General features: G+C 43.7%; 18 protein-coding genes. 11 read left to right on the forward strand and 7 right to left on the reverse strand.

Translation table 11 applies throughout. The features are described 5' to 3' along the window. Positions 1-37 precede the first annotated feature (37 nt). A complete protein-coding gene (gene fldA, locus NB463_RS23440) occupies positions 38-571 on the forward strand; it encodes a flavodoxin FldA (RefSeq protein WP_005393040.1) in 534 nt (177 codons plus the stop codon). A 50-nt stretch (positions 572-621) separates the two neighbouring features. Here fldA and NB463_RS23445 read toward each other — a convergent pair whose 3' ends face one another. Then, on the reverse strand, positions 622-1125 hold the full coding sequence (locus tag NB463_RS23445; protein ID WP_047009532.1) for a DUF4442 domain-containing protein: 504 nt from the start codon (positions 1123-1125) through the stop codon (positions 622-624). Positions 1126-1325: 200 nt separating this feature from the next. Here NB463_RS23445 and fcrX point away from each other — a divergent pair, with 200 nt between their 5' ends. After that, a complete protein-coding gene (gene fcrX / locus NB463_RS23450) occupies positions 1326-1775 on the forward strand; it encodes a ferric iron uptake transcriptional regulator FcrX (RefSeq protein ID WP_005382141.1) in 450 nt (149 codons plus the stop codon). Positions 1776-2064: 289 nt separating this feature from the next. Here the strand turns inward: fcrX and glnS are convergent, their stop codons facing one another. Together glnS and nagE are read right to left on the reverse strand one after the other, a co-directional pair. Continuing rightward, positions 2065-3735 (reverse strand): glutamine--tRNA ligase, encoded by a 1671-nt coding sequence (gene glnS / locus NB463_RS23455; RefSeq protein WP_258430310.1) that lies wholly within the window; start codon positions 3733-3735, stop codon positions 2065-2067. A 276-nt stretch (positions 3736-4011) separates the two neighbouring features. Next, on the reverse strand, positions 4012-5505 hold the full coding sequence (gene nagE / locus NB463_RS23460) for an N-acetylglucosamine-specific PTS transporter subunit IIBC (protein ID WP_167426807.1): 1494 nt from the start codon (positions 5503-5505) through the stop codon (positions 4012-4014). A gap of 489 nt (positions 5506-5994) precedes the next feature. On the opposite strand from nagE, the gene nagA reads away from it, so the two are divergent. From nagA to asnB, 4 genes are all read left to right on the forward strand, one after another. Then, a complete protein-coding gene (nagA, locus tag NB463_RS23465) occupies positions 5995-7131 on the forward strand; it encodes an N-acetylglucosamine-6-phosphate deacetylase (RefSeq protein WP_258430311.1) in 1137 nt (378 codons plus the stop codon). Positions 7132-7133: 2 nt separating this feature from the next. After that, positions 7134-8348, forward strand: coding sequence for a DNA-binding transcriptional regulator NagC (nagC, locus tag NB463_RS23470; RefSeq protein ID WP_006742713.1), 1215 nt, complete (start codon positions 7134-7136; stop codon positions 8346-8348). 81 nt (positions 8349-8429) lie between these two features. Further along, positions 8430-10019 (forward strand): cation:proton antiporter family protein, encoded by a 1590-nt coding sequence (locus NB463_RS23475; RefSeq protein WP_258430312.1) that lies wholly within the window; start codon positions 8430-8432, stop codon positions 10017-10019. 230 nt (positions 10020-10249) lie between these two features. Then, positions 10250-11914 (forward strand): asparagine synthase B, encoded by a 1665-nt coding sequence (gene asnB, locus NB463_RS23480; protein ID WP_005393054.1) that lies wholly within the window; start codon positions 10250-10252, stop codon positions 11912-11914. A 148-nt stretch (positions 11915-12062) separates the two neighbouring features. Here asnB and rfaH read toward each other — a convergent pair whose 3' ends face one another. Further along, positions 12063-12563, reverse strand: a complete 501-nt coding sequence (gene rfaH, locus NB463_RS23485) for a transcription/translation regulatory transformer protein RfaH (protein WP_258430313.1) — start codon at positions 12561-12563, stop codon at positions 12063-12065. 334 nt (positions 12564-12897) lie between these two features. Here rfaH and NB463_RS23490 point away from each other — a divergent pair, with 334 nt between their 5' ends. After that, on the forward strand, positions 12898-14286 hold the full coding sequence (locus tag NB463_RS23490) for a peptide MFS transporter (protein ID WP_005393058.1): 1389 nt from the start codon (positions 12898-12900) through the stop codon (positions 14284-14286). Positions 14287-14333: 47 nt separating this feature from the next. On the opposite strand, the gene hemH is transcribed toward NB463_RS23490, so the two are convergent. The 3 genes from hemH to htpG form a co-directional block, all read right to left on the reverse strand. Beyond that, positions 14334-15296, reverse strand: a complete 963-nt coding sequence (hemH, locus tag NB463_RS23495) for a ferrochelatase (RefSeq protein WP_256964986.1) — start codon at positions 15294-15296, stop codon at positions 14334-14336. Between the two features lie 169 nt (positions 15297-15465). Further along, complete coding sequence (adk, locus tag NB463_RS23500) at positions 15466-16110, reverse strand: adenylate kinase (protein WP_005393061.1); 645 nt, start codon at positions 16108-16110, stop codon at positions 15466-15468. Positions 16111-16431: 321 nt separating this feature from the next. After that, on the reverse strand, positions 16432-18336 hold the full coding sequence (htpG, locus tag NB463_RS23505) for a molecular chaperone HtpG (RefSeq protein WP_104974379.1): 1905 nt from the start codon (positions 18334-18336) through the stop codon (positions 16432-16434). Between the two features lie 271 nt (positions 18337-18607). Here htpG and NB463_RS23510 point away from each other — a divergent pair, with 271 nt between their 5' ends. From NB463_RS23510 to NB463_RS23525, 4 genes are read left to right on the forward strand one after another with little or no spacing between them, the layout of a single operon-like run. Then, positions 18608-19486 (forward strand): transcriptional regulator, encoded by an 879-nt coding sequence (locus tag NB463_RS23510; protein ID WP_203346555.1) that lies wholly within the window; start codon positions 18608-18610, stop codon positions 19484-19486. Between the two features lie 10 nt (positions 19487-19496). After that, positions 19497-20012 (forward strand): transmembrane regulator ToxS, encoded by a 516-nt coding sequence (toxS, locus tag NB463_RS23515; protein ID WP_005393067.1) that lies wholly within the window; start codon positions 19497-19499, stop codon positions 20010-20012. Positions 20013-20058: 46 nt separating this feature from the next. Next, a complete protein-coding gene (locus NB463_RS23520; RefSeq protein ID WP_258430315.1) occupies positions 20059-20814 on the forward strand; it encodes a sulfite exporter TauE/SafE family protein in 756 nt (251 codons plus the stop codon). A gap of 21 nt (positions 20815-20835) precedes the next feature. Further along, entirely contained in the window at positions 20836-21114 is a 279-nt protein-coding gene (locus tag NB463_RS23525; RefSeq protein ID WP_005382088.1) for a SelT/SelW/SelH family protein, read from the forward strand. Positions 21115-21122 lie beyond the last annotated feature (8 nt).

The following is a 21122-nucleotide window of genomic DNA, read 5'->3' on the forward strand; positions in this document are numbered from 1 at the left end:
CATCGCCAATAACAAACAATGTAAAGGTATAGACTCTATGGCAAGTGTAGGTATCTTCTTCGGTAGCGACACAGGTAATACTGAAGCCGTTGCAAAGATGATTCAAAAGCAACTAGGTAAGCATCTAGTTCACGTTCAAGACATCGCGAAAAGCAGCAAAGAAGACATTGATAACTTCGATCTTCTTCTTCTAGGTATCCCAACTTGGTACTACGGTGAAGCACAATGTGATTGGGATGATTTCTTCCCTGAACTTGAGCAAATCGACTTCTCTACTAAGCTAGTGGCTATCTTTGGCTGTGGCGACCAAGAGGACTACGCAGAGTACTTCTGTGACGCGATGGGCACAGTACGTGATATCGTTGAGTCTAAAGGTGGCACAATTCTTGGCCATACTTCAACAGAAGGCTACGAATTTGAAGCGTCTAAAGCACTTGTTGAAGGTGACGACAGCCAATTCGTAGGTCTATGTATCGATGAAGACCGTCAACCGGAACTGACTGACGAACGTGTTGAGAACTGGGTTAAACAGATTTACGAAGAAATGTGTTTAGCTGAGCTTGAAGGCTAAATAAATCGAATTATACAAAGACCTCCGATTGGAGGTCTTTTTGTATATTTTCACAAAGCATCGGTGAGCACTTCCTCTTCGCGATACTGAGGTTTCTTTCTTACATAAAGCTTGCGTTGAACCTCTGAAACCACATTCCCCTGCTTATCTTTTACATGGGTAATAAATTCAGGAAAACACTTTTCTCCATTCCGTGTCATTTGATAAATGTTTTCTAGCATCCCTTCAGTAACTTCGAATTCTGCATATAAATCACTTTGCCCTGGCTTAATAAAGTTAATACTCGCCTCTTTATCCCACACGTAATACTCCTCGCGTAGAATCCCCATCAGCATCAACGAGTAAATGGGATCAGTTAAAGAGAAAATACTGCCACCATACTGAGTACGATTGGCGTTTTTATTCCACCAGCGAAGCTTCAAACGCACCTTCACGGTACGAAAGTCTTCAGAAATATGTAAGATTTTAATACCAGCGCCCCAAAAAGGTGGCCAAATATTGAGTGCGAATTTTACAATTCCTGGTTTGTATATCTTCGCAAGTCGCTTATTCATCGCAGTCCGTGCCCTCTCCAAGCTCAATGTTACATAATTGTAACTGGTCAGATCTGTAATATAATCGACCTGTTTCTAATTTACAAAAAGATTCTATTAACCCTTTGAAGTTCGTGGTTTAATGTTCTGAGCGCTTATCCTATAATGGTAGGAAGATTGAATTCTGTTAAATCGCTGCAGATGATCCAACGGGAAAGTATATGTCAGATAATAATCAGGCGCTGAAGGATGCGGGTTTAAAAGTAACCCTTCCAAGGCTAAAAATTCTAGAAGTACTTCAGCAGCCAGACTGCCAGCACATCAGTGCTGAAGATTTGTACAAAAAGTTGATTGATCTAGGTGAAGAGATTGGCCTAGCAACTGTTTACCGAGTTCTAAACCAATTCGATGATGCTGGTATTGTAACTCGTCACCACTTTGAAGGTGGTAAGTCAGTCTTCGAATTATCGACTCAACATCACCACGACCATCTAGTGTGCCTAGACTGTGGTGAGGTAATTGAATTTTCTGACGATCTTATTGAAGAACGTCAAAAAGAGATTGCAGCTAAGTACAATGTCACGCTAACAAACCACAGCTTATACTTGTACGGCAAGTGCAGTGATGGTGGTTGTAAAGACAATCCAGATGCACACAAACCAAAAAAATAACGGTTTGTTGATTTAAAATAAACGTCAGCTCATGCTGGCGTTTTTTGTTTCTGAGGGCGATATCTTTCAATAGCTGAATTGCCGTACCAGCTTTTGTAAAGCGTCGATTAGACTTACCAATTCAAACCTTAATAAACATCATTGTTTTGCTTCCAAACCGAACATTTATCAAACGTCCCTCGTTCTTAAGCAACTCCCTACACTACCTATAACCGCCGCATTACGATAATGAGAATAAAAAAATGCCAGCATTTGCTGGCATTTTTATCGGTTTTTGCATTAATCGAGATTATTGGTTCTCAATTTTTGCCCAAGTATCACGTAGACCAACCGTACGGTTGAATACTAGTTTATCTGCTGAAGAATCTTTCGAGTCTGCGCAGAAGTAACCCATACGCTCAAACTGGTAGCCTTTTTCTGCTTCTGCTGACGCTAAGCTAGGCTCTACAAAACCATTGATCACAACTAATGATTCAGGGTTGATTGTAGAAGCAAAGTCTTCTGCTGCACCCGGGTTTGGAACCGTAAATAGACGATCGTACAGACGGATTTCCGCTGGTAATGCTTTATCAGCTGATACCCAATGAATCACACCTTTTACTTTACGGCCATCAGTCGGGTTCTTACCTAGTGTGTCTGCATCGTAAGAACAGAAGATAGTCGTGATGTTGCCTTCGGCATCTTTTTCAACGCGCTCTGCTTTGATCACGTAAGCACCACGTAAGCGAACTTCTTTACCTAGCACTAAACGCTTGTACTTTTTGTTCGCCTCTTCACGGAAGTCTTCACGCTCAATCCACAACTCACGAGTGAATGGTACTTCACGCACACCCATCTCTGGTTTGTTTGGGTGATTAGCAACCGTCAAGTTTTCTACTGCACCTTCTTCAAAGTTTTCGATAACAACTTTAACAGGATCCAGCACAGCCATTGCACGCGGAGCGTTCTCGTTTAGGTCATCACGAATACAAGATTCTAATGAGCTAAACTCGATCATATTTTCTTGCTTCGTTACACCAATACGCTTACAGAATTCACGGATAGATGCTGGCGTGAAGCCACGACGACGCAGACCAGAGACTGTTGGCATACGTGGGTCATCCCAACCGTTAACCAGTTTTTCAGTGACGAGTTGATTAAGCTTACGCTTAGACATCACTGTGTACTCAAGGTTTAAGCGACTGAACTCGTATTGATGCGGACGGCTTTCGATCGTGATGTTGTCCAAAACCCAGTCGTACAGACGACGGTTATCCATAAACTCAAGCGTACAGATAGAGTGTGTAATGCCTTCTAATGCATCAGAGATACAGTGCGTGAAGTCGTACATTGGGTAAATGCACCACTTATCACCAGTTTGGTGGTGCGTAGCAAAACGCACACGGTATAAAACTGGATCGCGCATAACCATGAATGAAGAACCCATGTCAATCTTGGCACGAAGACACGCTTTACCTTCTTCAAATTCACCAGCGCGCATTTTTTCAAATAACGCTAAGTTCTCTTCAACAGAACGGTCACGGTATGGGCTTGGTTTACCTGGCGCCTTTAGCGTGCCACGGTATTCACGAATCTGCTCTGGACTTAGCTCATCTACATACGCTAAGCCTTTGTTAATCAATTCAATTGCATATTCGTAAAGCTTATCGAAGTAGTTTGATGAGTAACATACTTCACCACTCCACTCAAAGCCCAACCAGTTTACATCTTTCTTGATAGACTCAACGTATTCGATGTCTTCTTTTTCAGGGTTCGTATCGTCGAAACGTAGATTACATTGACCCTGGTAGTCCTGAGCAATACCGAAGTTCAAACAGATAGACTTAGCATGACCGATATGCAGGTAGCCATTTGGCTCCGGCGGGAATCGAGTATGCACGCTAGTGTGTTTACCATCCGCTAGATCTTTATCAATGATCTGGCGAATAAAGTTTGATGGACGAGCATCAGCTTCACTCATCTATAGCACCTCAAAAATATTAGTATTGTCAGAGAAAACGGAACCCTGCATCCAAGTATGGTTTCACAGAGTACATTGTTCCTAATGATCCACAATTCTAAGCAATTAGACAACAAGAACTCGCTCTAAAACGACAATATTTATCGAGTTAGCGTGAAAGCAAAGCAGATTCAAAGGGCTTAAACGAAAAAAGGCCTCCTGCGGAGGCCTTTTGCGATGTTGTAGTATCAATTGTTTGCAATACCAATAACAAACAATCACACCACTATTAAACAGTTAAGCTGGTAGCTGAACACCACTTAAGTCTTCATCTTTAGATACATTCTTCATCTCACCAGCAACAATCTCTGCTAGTGGACCAAGAATAACTTGTAGGTTGTTTGTACCTAGCTTCACAACTCCCATAGCTCCAAGATCTTTCAGAGTTTTCTCATTGATAACGCTCATATCTTTCACAGAAAGGCGCAAACGAGTAATACAGGCATCGATAGAACTTAGGTTGTCATGACCGCCAAGTGCCTTCAAGTACTGACGAGCAAGCTCTGAAGAATTGCTTGATCCAGCCACGTTAGATGAAGATTCTTCATCATCTTCACGTCCCGGTGTTTTAAGGCCAAACTTAACAATCACGGTACGGAACACGAAGTAGTAAACCGCAAAGAAACCAAGACCTTGTACAATGAGCATGTACCAGTTTACCGCTAGCGGGTTACGAGTCGACAATACTAAGTCGACTAAACCAGCAGAGAAACCGAAACCTGCAATCCACTGCATTGATGCCGCGATATAAACTGATAGACCAGTCATCGCTGCGTGAAGAACGTACAGTCCTGGAGCAAGGAACATGAATGCAAATTCAAGTGGTTCTGTTACACCTGTAAAGAATGAAGCAAACGCAGCCGCAATCATGATAGATGCCACTTTCTCTTTATTCTTTGATTTCGCAGTATGGTACATCGCTAGAGCAGCGCCTGGTAAACCAAACATCATGATTGGGAAGAAGCCCGCTTGGTACATCCCCGTAACACCTACCGTTGCCGTGCCTTCAGCTAATGATTTCGCACCGCCAAGGAAGTTTGGAATGTCATTGATACCAGCAACATCAAACCAGAACACTGAGTTTAGTGCATGGTGCAGACCAACAGGAATTAGAAGACGGTTGAAGAATGCGTAAACACCTGCACCTGCTTCACCCATACCTTGAATGCTTTCGCCAAAACTTACCAGACCACCGTATACTGATGGCCAAACGTACATCAGGATGAACGCAATAACGATACCGGCAAAAGACGTTAGGATAGGTACAAGACGCTTACCAGAGAAAAACGCCAGTGCTTTGTGCAGCTCTACGTGAGAAAAACGGTTGTACAACTCAGCAGAAACAATACCAACCAAGATACCTACGAACTGGTTATTGATTTTACCAAATGCAGCAGGTACTTCACTTGGGTCAATGCCTTGAATTTGTGATACTGCACCAGGGGCCAAAAGCGTTGTGACAACTAAGAAGCCCACGAAACCTGAAAGTGCAGCGGCGCCATCTTTGTCTTTAGACATTCCGTAAGCAACACCAACAGCGAACAATACTGACATGTTGTCAATGATCGCTGCACCAGCTTTAATAAGAAATGCAGCAAGTGCACTGTTTGCGCCCCAGCCATTTGGGTCGATCCAGTAGCCAATACCCATGAGTATTGCTGCTGCAGGAAGTGTGGCAACCGGCACCATAAGCGCCTTACCCACCTTCTGGAAGTATCCGAGAATATTCACCTTAAGTTCCCCCTATAGGATTAGATGTTATGTTGAATGACTTATTTCAGTCGTCCAATTTAGTCATCCTCAGTTTATGACATTAATTTTGCTCCGCAAATTAAAAGCTCACCGTTTGTGATCATAATCACCACAATTTGCCCTTTCGGAAGGTTTTTGCTAGCGAGATCATAAAACTTATTTTATCATACGAAAAAATGGCGTTTTAAAGATAATATTCTCGCACTTTATGCAAGGCAGAATCAGTGTTATTTTGGTATCTAGGCGGGTAAATCACTGTAACTTTGCTCTGAAAAAGAATCATAAAAAACCATACAATTATTACTTTTCAGTTAGTTACTATGACAATAACATCGATAAAACGCGACTTGCTGTATGTGACTCGTTATCTAATTCAGTGATACAAACTAAGTACCCATATGACTAAAGCAGTCTCCACTTAGGTAACGATATAGAAATTGAATTCTCATCTATAAGGACTAGCTGACTATGTACGCGCTAAGTAACTGTAAAATTTATACCGGTAGTGATGTTCTTACCGATCATGCGGTCATCATCGAAAACGACCTTATTCAATCTATTGTACTGGCTGCAGAGCTACCTCAGGGCATCGAAGTGAAAGACCTCGCAGGCGCAAACCTAAGTCCGGGCTTTATCGACCTGCAACTGAATGGCTGTGGCGGTGTAATGCTAAACGATGCAATCACACCGGAAACCATGCAAATCATGCACGAAGCAAACCTCAAGTCCGGCTGTACTAGCTTCTTACCAACGCTCATTACTTCATCAGACGAAGATATGCGAACTGCAATTTCTGCCGCTCGTGAATACCACAACCAATATCAAAACCAATCACTTGGTCTACACCTAGAAGGTCCTTATCTTAACGTCGCGAAAAAAGGTATCCACAACGTCGATTTTATTCGCCCGTCAGATGAAAGCATGATTGATCTTATCTGCGCAAACGCCGATATCATCGCTAAAGTAACGCTTGCACCAGAGCAAAACGATCCAGAACATATTGCACGATTAAAAACAGCCGGCATCGTAGTTTCTATTGGTCATACAAATGCGACCTACGCCGAAGCGCGTAAAGGCTTTGAAGCAGGTATTACTTTTGCCACACACCTATTTAACGCGATGACACCAATGGTTGGTCGTGAACCTGGAGTTGTTGGTGCAATTTACGATACGCCTGACGTTTATGCTGGCATTATTGCCGATGGTTTCCACGTAGACTACGCAAACATCCGAATTGCTCATAAAATCAAAGGTGACAAGCTTGTTTTGGTGACGGATGCCACAGCTCCAGCAGGTGCTAACATTGATCACTTTATTTTTGTCGGTAAGAAAGTATATTACCGAGATGGTAAGTGTGTTGATGAAAACGGCACACTAGGCGGCTCAGCTTTGACAATGATAGAAGCAGTTCAGAATTCAGTTGAGCACGCGGGGATCGCTTTAGACGAAGCTCTACGAATGGCCACGTTATACCCAGCAACTGCAATTGGTGTTGAGGATCGCCTTGGCCGAGTTCGAAAAGGGATGGTTGCAAACCTAACCATTTTCGATCGTGACTTCAAAGTAAAAGCGACGGTTGTTAACGGACAATACGAGCAAAATTAAGCATGAATGGCGGACAGATTGGTAATGTAGATTTAGTAAAACAGCTTAACAGCGCTGCGGTATATAGGCTGATTGATCAGCAAGGTCCTATCTCCCGTATTCAAGTCGCAGATGTGAGCCAGCTCGCACCTGCTAGTGTTACCAAAATAACCCGCCAACTTTTAGAGCGCGGCCTTATTAAAGAGGTCGCCCAGCAAGCTTCAACTGGTGGTCGTCGTGCAATCTCTCTGACCACCGAAGTCAAACCCTTCCACTCTATTGCGGTTCGTTTAGGTCGAGATTACGTACAATTTTGTTTGTACGATTTAGGTGGCACTGCACTTGCGGAAGATCAGCACGAACTGCATTACACCAACCAAGCTGACTTGATCGCTGGGCTTATCGATTTACTTAAAGACTTCGTAAACCGTTGCGAAGACAAAATTGATCAGCTCATCGCAATTGGTATTACGCTACCGGGCCTTGTTAACCCAACAACAGGCGTAGTTGAGTACATGCCGAATACCGATATCGATAATCTAGCATTGGGTGAAATTGTTGGAGAGAAGTTTAATACCGCATGCTTTGTTGGGAATGACGTACGTGGTATGGCGTTAGCGGAGCACTACTTTGGGGCAAGCCAAGACTGTCAGGACTCCATTTTAGTTAGCGTTCACCGCGGTACTGGCGCAGGTATTATCGTTAACGGCCAGGTTTTTCTTGGTTTTAACCGCAACGTCGGTGAAATTGGTCATATCCAAATCGATCCGCTTGGTGAACAGTGCCAATGTGGGAACTTTGGTTGCTTAGAAACCGTAGCAGCGAACCCAGCCATTATCCAACGAGTAAAACAACTGATTGCTCAAGGCTATGAGTCAAGCTTGACTGACCTTGAAAACATCACGATTGAAGCAGTGTGTCAGCATGCAATGGATGGTGACGAACTTGCAAAGCAGAGTTTAGTGCGAGTGGGTAACCAGTTAGGTAAAGCGATTGCAATTACCGTTAACTTGTTTAATCCTCAGAAAATTGTCATTGCGGGCGACATTACTGCCGCACAAGACATAGTCTTCCCTGCAATTCAACGTAATGTCGAAAATCAATCTCTCAAAACTTTCCATAACGACCTTCCTATCGTGGCTTCACACATTGATAAGCAGCCAACGATGGGCGCATTTGCGATGATTAAACGCGCAATGCTAAACGGAGTTTTGTTACAAAAGTTACTTGAAGACTAAGTTTATACAACTAATTGAGTTACAATCTCGGGCTGTGTTTTCACAGCCCGTTTTTGTATATCAGGAATACAGCTCAACAGTATGGAAATTATTCTAATTACAACAGCTTTTTTAGCTGGCTTTATTGCGCTTAAATGTAGCCTCCCTCCCCTCGTTGGTTTTCTACTGGCAGGATTTGGTTTGCATGCATTTGGCTATCAAAGCAATGACGTTATCGTCACTCTTGCAGATCTTGGTGTCACTCTTCTTCTATTCACGATCGGACTCAAGCTTGATGTCAAAACGCTACTGTCCAAAGAAATATGGGGAGGAGCGACCGCCCACAACATACTGTCTACCGCTTTTTTTGCACTAGCGCTATCAGGTTTAAAACTACTGGGCTTAACTTCGCTCGCCAGTATGGATAGCGGTCAAATCCTACTTTTAGCTTTTGCACTATCGTTCTCCAGTACCGTTTTTGCCGTAAAAGCATTGCAAGAAAAAGGGGAAATGAACGCGACCTACGGCACACTCGCGATCGGTATCTTGGTTATGCAAGATATTTTTGCCGTAGTATTCCTGACTGCTTCAACCGGCAAAGTCCCAGAATGGTATGCCATTGGTTTGTTCGCATTGCCTTTCCTTCGTCCACTATTCTATAAGCTGTTAGATAAAGTTGGCCACGGCGAAATGCTGGTGCTGTTCGGTATTTTCTTCGCGCTTGTTGTTGGGGCAGGGCTATTCGAATTGGTCGGTATGAAACCTGACTTGGGCGCGCTGATTTTAGGCATGTTACTCGCAGGCCACCCTAAAGCTTCAGAGCTATCCAAATCGCTATTCAATATGAAGGAGCTGTTCTTAGTCTGCTTCTTTTTAAACATTGGCTTGTCCGCTTCATTGAGCGTCAATGGCGTCGTACTCGCCCTACTATTCATCTTACTGCTGCCAATAAAAGGGCTTTTGTACTTCGTCACTATTAATCATTTTAAGTTTCGAGTACGTACCTCTTTGCTCGCCTCTTTATCACTATTTAACTACAGTGAGTTTGGTCTTATTGTTGCTGGGTTGGCCTATAAAATGGGCTGGATGCCAAGTGATATGCTTGCTGCGATTGCGGTTGCGGTGTCGGTATCCTTTGTAATTTCCGCGCCACTTAACCGCCTTAGCCATAAAATTTATCAACATTCAGGTAAGTGGCTGCAAGAGACAGCCGCAGAAAAGCTCAATCAACGCGACCAACTCATCAACCCAGGTCATGCCCAAGTATTGATCTTAGGTATGGGGCGTATTGGAACGGGCGCTTATGATGAGCTACGTTCACGCTATGGCAAAATTTCATTGGGTATAGAAATTCGTGAAGACGCTGCACATCATCATCGTTCAGAAGGAAGAAATGTGATTTCTGGTGATGCCACCGACCCGGATTTCTGGGAGCGAATTTTAGATACAGGTCATGTAAAACTGGTTCTGCTTGCCATGCCACATCATCAAGGTAACCAAACAGCACTTGAGCAGCTTAAACGCAGAAAATATAAGGGGCAAATTGCCGCTATCGCCGAGTACCCAGACCAATTGGAAGGCTTACTTGAAAATGGCGTTGACGCAGCATTCAATATATATAGTGAAGCTGGTAGCGGTTTTGCTCGACACGTCTGTAAACAACTTCAGCCTAAATTCACACCAATTAAATAAGCAACAGCACTGATATTTTTTGAAAGGCTTTCTATTGATAGAAAGCCTTTTTTGTATGGTTTTCATACCAAACCTTGATCTCATTCACCAAAACAACGATTAAGTTAAATATTTTCCATACAACAAGGCTTTTTATCATTTTTTTAATCACAAAACGTTGCTTTTTTTATTAGTAATGGCAAATTTAAACCATACCGATTAGAAATTGTTTAGTTTAGTAAGGATGTAGTATGTGTTCAGTATTTGGCATTTTAGACATTAAAAGCGATGCAGCCGCATTGCGCCCTATCGCATTAGAGATGTCGAAAAAACTTCGTCACCGTGGCCCAGACTGGTCTGGGATTTACTCTTCAGAGCGTGCTATTTTAGCGCATGAGCGCTTGGCGATTGTTGGTCTAAATAGTGGTGCACAACCGCTATACAGCCCTGATAAAAAGCTCATCCTTGCAGTCAATGGTGAAATCTACAACCATAAAGAAATTCGTGCTCGTTACGAAGGAAAATACGAGTTTCAAACCGATTCAGACTGTGAGGTCATTCTTGCACTGTACCAAGATATGGGTGCAGATCTCCTTGAAGAACTAAACGGTATTTTCGCTTTTGTTCTGTACGATGAAGAAAAAGACGAATACTTAGTCGGTCGCGACCACATTGGCATTATCCCTCTTTATCAAGGTCATGATGAGCATGGCAACTACTATGTTGCATCAGAGATGAAGGCACTTGTTCCAGTATGTAAAACAGTGAGCGAGTTCCCTCCTGGTAGCTACTACAGCTCAAAAGATGCCGAGCCAACGCGTTACTATGTTCGTGACTGGAACGAATACGCTGCCGTTCAAGGTAACACCACCAGTAAAGAAGAACTGACTGAAGCACTAGAAGCAGCGGTTAAACGCCAACTAATGACGGATGTTCCATACGGTGTTTTACTATCAGGTGGTTTAGATTCATCCATCACCTCTGCTGTAGCTAAACGTTTTGCTGCAATGCGAATTGAAGACGATGAAAAGTCAGAAGCTTGGTGGCCTCAACTGCACTCTTTTGCTGTGGGTCTAGAAGGTGCACCAGATTTAAAAGCAGCTCGAGAAGTTGCCGATCAAATTGGTACTGTGCACCATGAGATGACTTACACAATCCAAGAAGGTCTAGACGCGATTCGCGACGTGATTTACCACATCGAAACGTACGATGTGACCACCATTCGCGCATCCACGCCTATGTTCTTAATGGGTCGCAAGATCAAAGCGATGGGCATTAAGATGGTACTCTCTGGTGAAGGTGCAGATGAGATTTTTGGTGGTTACCTATATTTCCACAAAGCACCAAACGCGAAAGAGTTCCACGAAGAAACGGTACGTAAGCTGCTTGCTCTGAACATGTTTGACTGCGCGCGCGCAAACAAATCGCTAGCGGCATGGGGGGTTGAAGGCCGAGTTCCGTTCCTTGATAAAGAGTTTATCGACGTTGCAATGCGCCTAAACCCAGCAGATAAGATGTGTGGCAACGGCAAAATGGAAAAACACATTCTACGCGAGTGTTTTGAGCATTACTTGCCAGAGTCGATCGCATGGCGTCAAAAAGAGCAGTTCTCTGATGGCGTAGGTTACAGCTGGATTGATACGTTGAAAGAAGTCGCAGAGCAAAAAGTGACGGATCAGCAGATGGAAACGGCTCAATACCGCTTCCCATACAACACGCCAACCACCAAAGAAGGTTACGTGTACCGAGAAATCTTTGAAGAGCTATTCCCACTACCTTCAGCGGCTGAGTGTGTGCCAGGTGGTCCTTCAGTAGCTTGTTCATCAGCGAAAGCGATTGAATGGGATGAGTCATTCCAAAACTGTGTAGACCCGTCAGGTCGTGCGGTGCAAACCGTCCATAACGACGCATACTAAGCGACTAAGTAGGGTGCCATGCCCTACTCCTAATCGGTAATCATCGTTGTTTTGCTAAGCTAGCTAAACAGCGTCCCACTGGTGGTGATCACCAGCAAGATTAAAAAAGAGGTGACAAAGCACCTCTTTTTTTGTTTGTACGCATTAGCTATTTCAAGTCTAAATAGCTGTTGTCAATGCTGACAGGCACTCGTTTAGTGATCATCTGCACTAACATGATTGAGCGTTTCTCACCATCTTGCTCTTGGAAGATAGCATCTATACCTGCAAACTGACCGCTCTTAACTCGGATTTGATCACCTGGTTTTGGCATACACTCAGAAGCGGTATTTTCATTACAGCATTTTTCTAGCTGCATCAATTCAAAGACTAAGTCACCTTGGACTTCTTTTGGTTGAGCACCAAAACGCACAAAATCAACAACCCCTCGAGTGGAGCGAACTGAGGTGAAGTTAGGTCCCTGTTCATAATCAAAGTAAGCAAACACATAACAAGGAAACAGCGGCTCTTCGACTTTTTGTCTTTTCCCGCGCAAAATCTTCTCAACTTCTACAGTTGGATAAAAGCACTCTACACCTTGGTTTTCAAGGTGCTGTTTCGCCCTAACCTGCTCCCCACGTTTACAATAAAGTAGATACCAACGTTTCATCTTTTTTACTAGCCAATTCTATTTTGTTTTTATCCTAGCATTAAGCCCAAGTTGAGTCATTGACATTCAGTTTATCTATAAAAGTATGATTATACATCGATCGCATTAACGATATCTTTTCAAAAGCTTACATGAAGAAGTCCATAGACAAAAATGGAAATTAAGTTTGTAACACAGCCAACACACCATCATATCATCTGCAAATCCACTCAAAAACAGTCACTTAACAAACAACTTTAGTCGTAATGCAAAATTTTATTGTTTGTCACTCATTAAATTGCAATGTATACGTAGAAGTCGTTAAAAAATGTAATAACTATTATTAGAAGAGCTTATGTCAAACCAACATCAATATTTCGGCCATCCTCGTGGCTTGTTCTTATTGTTCGGTACTGAACTGTGGGAACGCTTTTCTTACTACGCAATGCGCGCCATTCTAGTACTTTACCTTACAGATACAACGATGAATGGCGGCCTTGGCTGGTCAACCAAAGACGCACTAGACCTATACGGTATTTATACTGGTCTTGTGTATATCACACCTCTCATCGGAGGTTACTTAGCGGATAACTATCTAGGTCAACGCCGTTCAATTTTGCTTGGTGGCGCGTTAATGGCTATCGGCCAGTTTACACTCGCACTTCCAGCTGACGCTCTGGGTATTGGTTCGCTACACAGTTTCTATTTAGGTCTTGGTCTGCTTATCACGGGTAACGGCCTCTTTAAGCCGAATATCTCAACCATGGTTGGCGATTTATATAAAGAGGGTGACAACCGTCGTGACGGTGCATTCACCATCTTCTACATGGGGATCAACTTAGGTGCATTGCTTGCAGGCGTCGTTTCTGGCTCTGTGACAACCTCTTACGGTTGGAAAGCCGGTTTTGTGGCCGCAGGTGTAGGTATGATTATTAGCTTAGTGATGCAAATGGTGCTAGCTCAGTCTTGGCTTGGTGACATCGGTCGCGAGCCCGCAGCAAAACGAGATCTAAGCAACAAAAACTCAACTACGAAGCAACCCTTAACGAAAGAAGAAGTAAACCGACTAAAAGTAATTTTGGTCATGAGCTTATTCACTATCGTCTTCTGGGCTGGCTTTGAGCAGGCCGGTGGCCTAATGAACATCTACACTCAACAATATACTGATCGTATGATTGGTGGCTTTGAAGTACCTGCTGCGTGGTTCCAATCGCTAAACCCATTTTTCATTATTACCCTAGCACCAGTTCTGGCGGTCCTTTGGGTAAAATTAGGTAAACGAGAACCCACTTCGCCAGTGAAATTTGCGATGGCACTATTTTTCTTGGCAATTGGCTTCCTATGTATGGTTGGCGCTGTGCTAGAACAAGGTGGAGACACAACGGTAAAAACATCAATGTTGTGGCTGGTGGGAGCTTTCTTCTTCCATACATTGGGCGAACTGTGCTTATCTCCAATTGGTCTTTCACTGGTGACCAAGTTAGCACCGCTTCGCTTAGCTTCACTCATGATGGGTGCATGGTTTGGCTGTAATGCGATTGCAAACTACGTTGCGGGCTATGTGGGATCTCACGTAGGAGAATTGGGCGCAATGGCTATCTTTAGTGGCATTGCAGTCAGCGCTACCGTGAGTGGTGTCATCCTACTTCTGTTCTCGAATACGCTCGTTCGCTGGATGCATGGTGCAGAGAATACTCACAGCACAGCAGAACAAGTAGAAGAGCAGCAAGTACAAGTCGCTTAATCGCTCTACAAAAAATGAAAGGGTCGCTTTTGCGACCCTTTTTGTACCTAAAGCTTAGAGTGAACTAACTCAGCCATCATTTCTATATGAAGCTCACTATCGTTCAAACAAGGAATGTAGGTAAAGCTTTCACCACCTGCTTCAAGGAAAATCTCTTTACACTCTTCCGAGATCTCTTCCAACGTTTCTAAACAATCCGAAGAGAATGCTGGTGTCACTACATTGATATTTTTTACCCCTTTTGCAGGAAGTGCCTCTAGGGTTTTATCGGTATAGGGCTGTAACCACTCTTCTCGGCCAAATCGAGACTGATACGTCATACCTATCTGTTGCTCGTTTAACCCTAACGCTTCAGCGAGTAAGCGAGTCGTTTCTTCACAGTGCTGAGGGTAAACATCTCCATTATCAGCGTAACGTTTTGGAATACCGTGATAAGAACATAGCAAGTAGTCTCCCTTACCATACTCTTGCCAATGTTCACGAACTGAATGCGCTAACGCTTCAATGTATTTCGGGTGATTGTAGTAATCCCGAATAAAGCTAAAGCCCGGTATCACGGGCAGGTTTTTAAACGCTTTAGTGATTCCGTCAGAAACCGCTGCCGTTGTTGTGCCCGAGTATTGCGGATACAAAGGTAAAACGATGACTTCCTCTACCCCTTTAGCCAACAGCGCTTCAAAACCTGATTGCAAACTTGGATTTCCATAAGTCATGCCAAGTTCGACTGGCATATCAAGCTTTTGAGCCAACTTTTCTGTTTGACGCTTAGAGTACACCATCAGTGGCGAGCCCTCTTCCATCCAAACTGATTGGTAGAGTTTAGCAACCTTGGGAGCTCGGATTGGAAGGATAACGCCGTGCAATAGCGGACACCAAAGCCATCGAGTCATGTCTACCACTCGGTGATCATGAAGAAACTGACTTAAAAAGCGCTTTACGGCAGGAGCGGTTGGTGCGTCAGGAGTACCCAGGTTCACTAGGAGTACACCCTGTTTATTATTCTCTTTCATAACATCCTATTCATGGTAAACGGCTTGGTTCATATACTTAAATAGCCTCACGGCGCTGCATCGCTGACACTTGAAGTCATTTAGATATATGTTTACGAGTAAACTAAAAAAAGCGACCACTTGGGTCGCTTTCAATATATCAAAATATGAATTTTTTGACTTCAGCAAATTAAGAGAGTGCTTTCTCGATATCTGCACTAACTTCAGCTACTTGCTTAGTACCATCAAACTTAAGGTACTTAGTGTTGCCTGCTTCAGCTTCTTTACCGTAGTAGTTGATTAGTGGTGCAGTTTGCTCGTGGTAAACACCTAGACGTGCACGTACTGTTTCTTCTTTGTCGTCATCACGAACAACAAGATCTTCACCAGTTACGTCATCTTTACCTTCCACTTTAGGTGGGTTGTAAACAACGTGGTAAGTACGACCAGAAGGAAGGTGAGCACGACGACCTGCCATACGCTCAACAATCACATCGTCAGCAACGTCAAATTCGATAACATAGTCTACATCAACGCCCATTTCTTTTAGGCCGTCAGCTTGAGGAATAGTACGAGGGAAACCATCCAGTAGGAAACCGTTTGCACAGTCTTCTTGAGCGATACGCTCTTTGATAAGACCAAGGATGATTTCATCAGAAACTAGCTGACCAGCGTCGATAACAGCTTTAGCTTGTTTACCAAGCTCTGTACCTGCTTTGATAGCAGCACGAAGCATATCACCAGTAGAGATTTGTGGAATACCGTATTTTTCCATGATGAAGTTTGCTTGTGTGCCTTTACCTGCACCTGGAGCACCTAGAAGAATGATGCGCATGATTTATCCTCTTTAATATTTAAGATTTATACCGAAGCTCACAATAGCTGGGCTTCTTAGACATCAAACCCGAGAAGCACTCACAACGATAAGTTTCGGTATAACGTATATAGGCGAGCAAAAATACACGCCTTATTACTCACATTCAAGTCGCAGATTCTATCACAGGTTCGCCGCGCAAAGAGTGTATTAAGACTAAAGAATGTTAACGATACCCTCTTTCACGCCCTATTGATTATTAACTCAACACCTGAGATGCAAAATTTTGCGACAACAAACAAAAAGCTCGCGAAATGCGAGCTTTTTGATGTACTGAGGTTATTACACCTTAGTCAAAAGTTTATTAACAGCTCCTAAGAACTCCGTTGGGTCCTCAATCGAGCCTCGCTCTGCAAGCATTGCTTGACCAAGCAGGACTTCTACCCAACGACCAAATGCCTCTTCATCCGCTTCGTCAGCCATGCGCTTAACCAGCTCGTGCTCAGGGTTTAGCTCAAAGATGTACTTCACTTCTGGCACTGCCTGACCCGCCGCTGCAAGAAGCTTCGCCATTTGAGTGCCCATTTCGTAATCGTCCGTTACCACAACAGCAGGTGTAGACGCGAGTTTAAAGGTCGTACGAACTTCTTTCACACGATCGCCTAGGTAAGACTTCGTGCGTTCTACAACCGACTTAAACTCTTCTTCAGTTTCTTTCTGCTTCTCTTTTTCTGCTTCATCTTCAAACTGACTTAGATCGAGCCCAGCTTTTGTGATTGACTGGAACTGCTTGCCGTCAAACTCAGTTAAGTAGTTCATCAGCCACTCATCAATGCGGTCGTACATCAAGATAACTTCAATGCCTTTCGCTTTGAACTGCTCTAAGTGAGGGCTGTTTTTCGCAGCTGCATAGCTGTCTGCCGTCAAGTAGTAGATCTTATCTTGACCTTCTTTCATGCGCTCAACGTAAGCAGCTAGACCCACGGTTTGCTCCGCAGAATCCACTTCAGTTGAAGCAAAGCGCAATAGGCCTGCAACTTTCTCTTTGTTTGCGAAGTCTTCTGCCGGACCCTCTTTCATCACAAGGCCAAACTCTTTCCAGAATGATTGGTATTTCTCTTCATCATTCTTAGCCATGCGCTCTAGCATCGTTAGCACACGCTTAGTACAAGCATTACGTAGAGACTGAGTCACTTTGTTGTCTTGTAAGATCTCACGCGATACGTTGAGTGGCAGATCATTGGAGTCTATTAAACCACGTACAAAACGTAGGTAAGACGGCATGAACTGCTCTGCATCGTCCATAATGAACACGCGTTGTACGTACAGTTTCAAACCTGATTTGTGGTCGCGGTTCATCATATCCCATGGCGCTTTAGATGGGATGTAAAGCAAGCTCGTGTAATCGTTTTTACCTTCTACACGGTTATGGCTCCAAACCAATGGATCGGCAAAGTCATGTGATACGTGCTTGTAGAACTCTTGATACTCTTCATCTGAGATATCCGATTTATTACGCGTCCACAGAGCTTGAGCTTTGTTGATTTGCTCCCACTTCTTCTCATCCGTTTCTTTGCCTTCGTCATCGCAAACAACAGTTTGGATGGAAACTGGGATGCCAATGTGATCCGAGTACTTGCTGATCACATCACGTAGACGCCATTCATTTAGGAACTCTTTACCTTCTTCACGCATATGAAGAATGATATCAGTACCACGCGATTCTTTAGTGATGTTTTCGATGGTGTACTCACCTTCACCGGCTGAGTGCCATTGTACTGCTTCATCAGCGGCTAGGCCCGCAGCACGAGTGCGTACGGTGACGGCATCAGCAACGATAAACGCCGAGTAGAAACCAACACCAAACTGACCAATAAGCTGAGAGTCTTTGCTCTGCTCTTCAGACAGCTTTGAGAAAAACTCCGCGGTCCCGGATTTTGCGATCGTACCTAAGTGCTCGATCACATCATCGCGGCTCATACCGATACCGTTATCAGAAATGGTTAAGGTATTTGCGCTTTCATCAAACGACAGTTTCACGCAAAGGTCTGCATTACCTTCATATAAGTCTGGGTTAGATAGCGCTTGGAAGCGCAGCTTGTCCGATGCATCTGATGCGTTAGAAATCAGCTCGCGCAAAAAGATCTCTTTATTTGAATAAAGAGAATGGATCATTAAATGCAGTAGTTGTTTTACTTCTGATTGAAAACCACGAGTTTCTTTGTTTTGAGATACGGTTTCGCTCATGTGTGCTCCATAACATCTAAACTAATTGGTTTTTTCATGGAGATAAGTTTGTGACTTTCCCCTTGAAATTACCTTACTGAGATGTCATTTAACATGTGGCTGACAAATGTAAATTCAAGGTCAATATTGCTAAAAACGGTGTTTTTTTAGAAAAATTTAATTATCCTACCAGCCTAAAAGCATCTAAAATGTCGTGCGCACTCTATGCGCTTCGGTAATTTTGTGACATAAATCACTATAATTACAACATCATCCATCTAAGAAGAACTAAATGACTAACATCGGCACCAAATTTCTACTTGCTCAAAGGTTCACCTTTGATCCAAATAGTAATTCGCTCGCTGACCAACAAAACGGCAACGACGTTGTACGATTAGGAAGCAACGAAAGCCGTATACTTCTGATGTTGGCAGAGAGACCAAACGAAGTTTTAACCCGTAACGAGCTTCACGAGTTTGTTTGGCGTGAGCAAGGTTTTGAGGTGGATGACTCAAGCCTGACTCAAGCGATCTCTACTCTGCGTAAGATGTTGAAGGACTCAACAAAATCTCCAGAGTTTGTTAAAACGGTTCCTAAACGCGGTTATCAACTCATTTGTTCAGTGGAACGCTTAAGCCCATTATCTGCTGACTCTAATACTGACGTTGAAGAAGCCACTTCTGAAAATGAAGCGCACGCTGCGGAAATAGAAACAAGTGACGCGCCGTCAACAGAAGCGGCGACAGACACCACGACTGAAGTAGAGCCTCAAGTAGAACTACCTAAGGCACAGCCAAAACCAGCAGCTAACAAAAATAACTGGCTGCCGCGTATGATCGTTCTTTTGTCTCTACTGCTTCCTATTTGTGTATTGCTATTCACCAATCCTGCAGAATCCCAATTCCGTCAGATTGGTGAGTATCAAAATGTACCTGTGATGACGCCAGTGAACCACCCGCAAATCAATAGTTGGTTGCCGTCCATTGAGCAGTGCATTGAACGCTACGTAAAATACCATGCAGAAGATTCAATGCCGGTAGAAGTGATCGCTACAGGTGGCCAGAACAATCAGCTGATTCTGAACTACATTCATGATAGTCAACATTCATATGAGAACGTGACATTGCGTATTTTCGCTGGTCAAAATGACCCAACCGATATCTGTAAATAAGGAGGCCAGAATGAAGATAAAATTAGCATCTGCGGTTTTGGCCGTATCCGTTCTTTTCAGTGGTTGGTTATATTGGGGTAGCGACCTAAAAGTGGAACAGGTCCTCACTGCCAATGAGTGGCAGTCAACCATGGTGACGGTCATTACAGACAGCTTGCCTGACGATCCTGTCGGCCCACTGCGTCGTGTTAATGTTGAATCAAATGTGAAATATCTCCCTAATGGAGACTATATTCGCGTAGCAAATATCAAACTATTCGCTCAAGGTTCAACGGCAGAATCCACGATTAATATCTCGGAAAAAGGGCGCTGGGAAGTCAGTGACAACTATTTGTTGGTTTCGCCTTCTGAGTTTAAAGATATTTCATCTTCTCAATCAAAAGACTTCTCCGAAGCACAGCTACGTTTGATCACTCAAATCTTTAAGCTTGATGCCGAGCAAAGTCGCCGTATTGATGTCGTGAACGAAAAAACGCTATTGCTCACTAGCTTGAACCACGGTTCTTCGGTGCTGTTTAAAAACTAACTTTGATTTGATGATAAGGGGGCAAAACGCCCCCTTTATTTTGCTTATGGATTGGCTAGATACCATCACCCTCTTTTTCGGCTCACTTATCGCCAATACTCTGGCTTCGCTTTCTGGCGGCGGTGCAGGCTTACTTCAATTCCCTTTGCTCATCTTTCTCGGCTTGCCATTCTCGGTTGCGCTGGGGACACATAAAGTGGCTTCCGTCGCTTTAGGCTTAGGGGCAGCAAGCACACACTTAAAAGCAGGCACAATTAAATGGAAGGTCGCGCTCTACCTTATAGTCTCTGGCAGCGTTGGCGTAGTCTTAGGGGCGAACTTAATTGTCCAAATACCTGATGGTATGGCGGAAAAAATGCTAGGGAGCATGATTCTCGCGCTCGGCATCTATTCACGATTTAAGAAATCGTTAGGCCAATCAGAAATAATACGTAACCGTCACCCAACCGGTTGGGTCATCGGCGGCGTCGGACTAATGCTCATCGGTATCATCAACGGGTCGCTGACCGCAGGTTCTGGTTTACTCGTAACACTATTTTTAGTTCGCTGGTTTGGGTATAACTATAAACAAGCCGTTGCTTACACCATGATTTGCGTCGGGTTGTTTTGGAATGGCATTGGTGGGATCGCTGTCGTCCAAGCTGGCGCTCCGATACATTGGGCTTGGTTGCCTGTTTTATTGTTAAGCTCATTTCTAGGCGGCAGTTTAGGCGCATGGGCCGCGACTCGATACAGCAACCGAGTGATTAAAATTGCATTCGAAATTCTCACGTTTGCCGTGGGCATCAAGTTGCTAGTTTAAACCGATTAAAAGGAAAGTTTCATGGATAAAGCGATCATTGATATTTATTACTGCCGCCAATGCAACTGGATGTTGCGTTCAACTTGGCTATCGCAAGAACTACTGCATACTTTTAGCGAAGAAATAGAAACGATCAGCTTACACCCAGATACGGGTGGTCGCTTCGAAATTTTCTGTAATGGCCAGCAAATTTGGGAACGGAAAAAAGACAGCGGCTTTCCTGAAGCAAAGGTGCTAAAACAGCGCGTAAGAGACATTATCGACCCGGAACGCGATTTAGGACATTCAGACACAAAATAGGGAGCAAT

Origin of the sequence: Vibrio sp. RM-41-2B (assembly GCF_024744415.1) — a bacterium.
Classification (GTDB): domain Bacteria; phylum Pseudomonadota; class Gammaproteobacteria; order Enterobacterales; family Vibrionaceae; genus Vibrio; species Vibrio diabolicus.

Coding starts and splice junctions, on each gene's coding strand:
- fldA (WP_005393040.1), top strand. CDS start 38: ATGGCAAGTGTAGGTATCTTCTTCGGTAGCGACACAGGTAATACTGAA.
- NB463_RS23445 (WP_047009532.1), bottom strand. CDS start 1,125: ATGAATAAGCGACTTGCGAAGATATACAAACCAGGAATTGTAAAATTC.
- fcrX (WP_005382141.1), top strand. CDS start 1,326: ATGTCAGATAATAATCAGGCGCTGAAGGATGCGGGTTTAAAAGTAACC.
- glnS (WP_258430310.1), bottom strand. CDS start 3,735: ATGAGTGAAGCTGATGCTCGTCCATCAAACTTTATTCGCCAGATCATT.
- nagA (WP_258430311.1), top strand. CDS start 5,995: ATGTACGCGCTAAGTAACTGTAAAATTTATACCGGTAGTGATGTTCTT.
- nagC (WP_006742713.1), top strand. CDS start 7,134: ATGAATGGCGGACAGATTGGTAATGTAGATTTAGTAAAACAGCTTAAC.
- NB463_RS23475 (WP_258430312.1), top strand. CDS start 8,430: ATGGAAATTATTCTAATTACAACAGCTTTTTTAGCTGGCTTTATTGCG.
- asnB (WP_005393054.1), top strand. CDS start 10,250: ATGTGTTCAGTATTTGGCATTTTAGACATTAAAAGCGATGCAGCCGCA.
- rfaH (WP_258430313.1), bottom strand. CDS start 12,563: ATGAAACGTTGGTATCTACTTTATTGTAAACGTGGGGAGCAGGTTAGG.
- NB463_RS23490 (WP_005393058.1), top strand. CDS start 12,898: ATGTCAAACCAACATCAATATTTCGGCCATCCTCGTGGCTTGTTCTTA.
- hemH (WP_256964986.1), bottom strand. CDS start 15,296: ATGAAAGAGAATAATAAACAGGGTGTACTCCTAGTGAACCTGGGTACT.
- adk (WP_005393061.1), bottom strand. CDS start 16,110: ATGCGCATCATTCTTCTAGGTGCTCCAGGTGCAGGTAAAGGCACACAA.
- htpG (WP_104974379.1), bottom strand. CDS start 18,336: ATGAGCGAAACCGTATCTCAAAACAAAGAAACTCGTGGTTTTCAATCA.
- NB463_RS23510 (WP_203346555.1), top strand. CDS start 18,608: ATGACTAACATCGGCACCAAATTTCTACTTGCTCAAAGGTTCACCTTT.
- toxS (WP_005393067.1), top strand. CDS start 19,497: ATGAAGATAAAATTAGCATCTGCGGTTTTGGCCGTATCCGTTCTTTTC.
- NB463_RS23520 (WP_258430315.1), top strand. CDS start 20,059: ATGGATTGGCTAGATACCATCACCCTCTTTTTCGGCTCACTTATCGCC.
- NB463_RS23525 (WP_005382088.1), top strand. CDS start 20,836: ATGGATAAAGCGATCATTGATATTTATTACTGCCGCCAATGCAACTGG.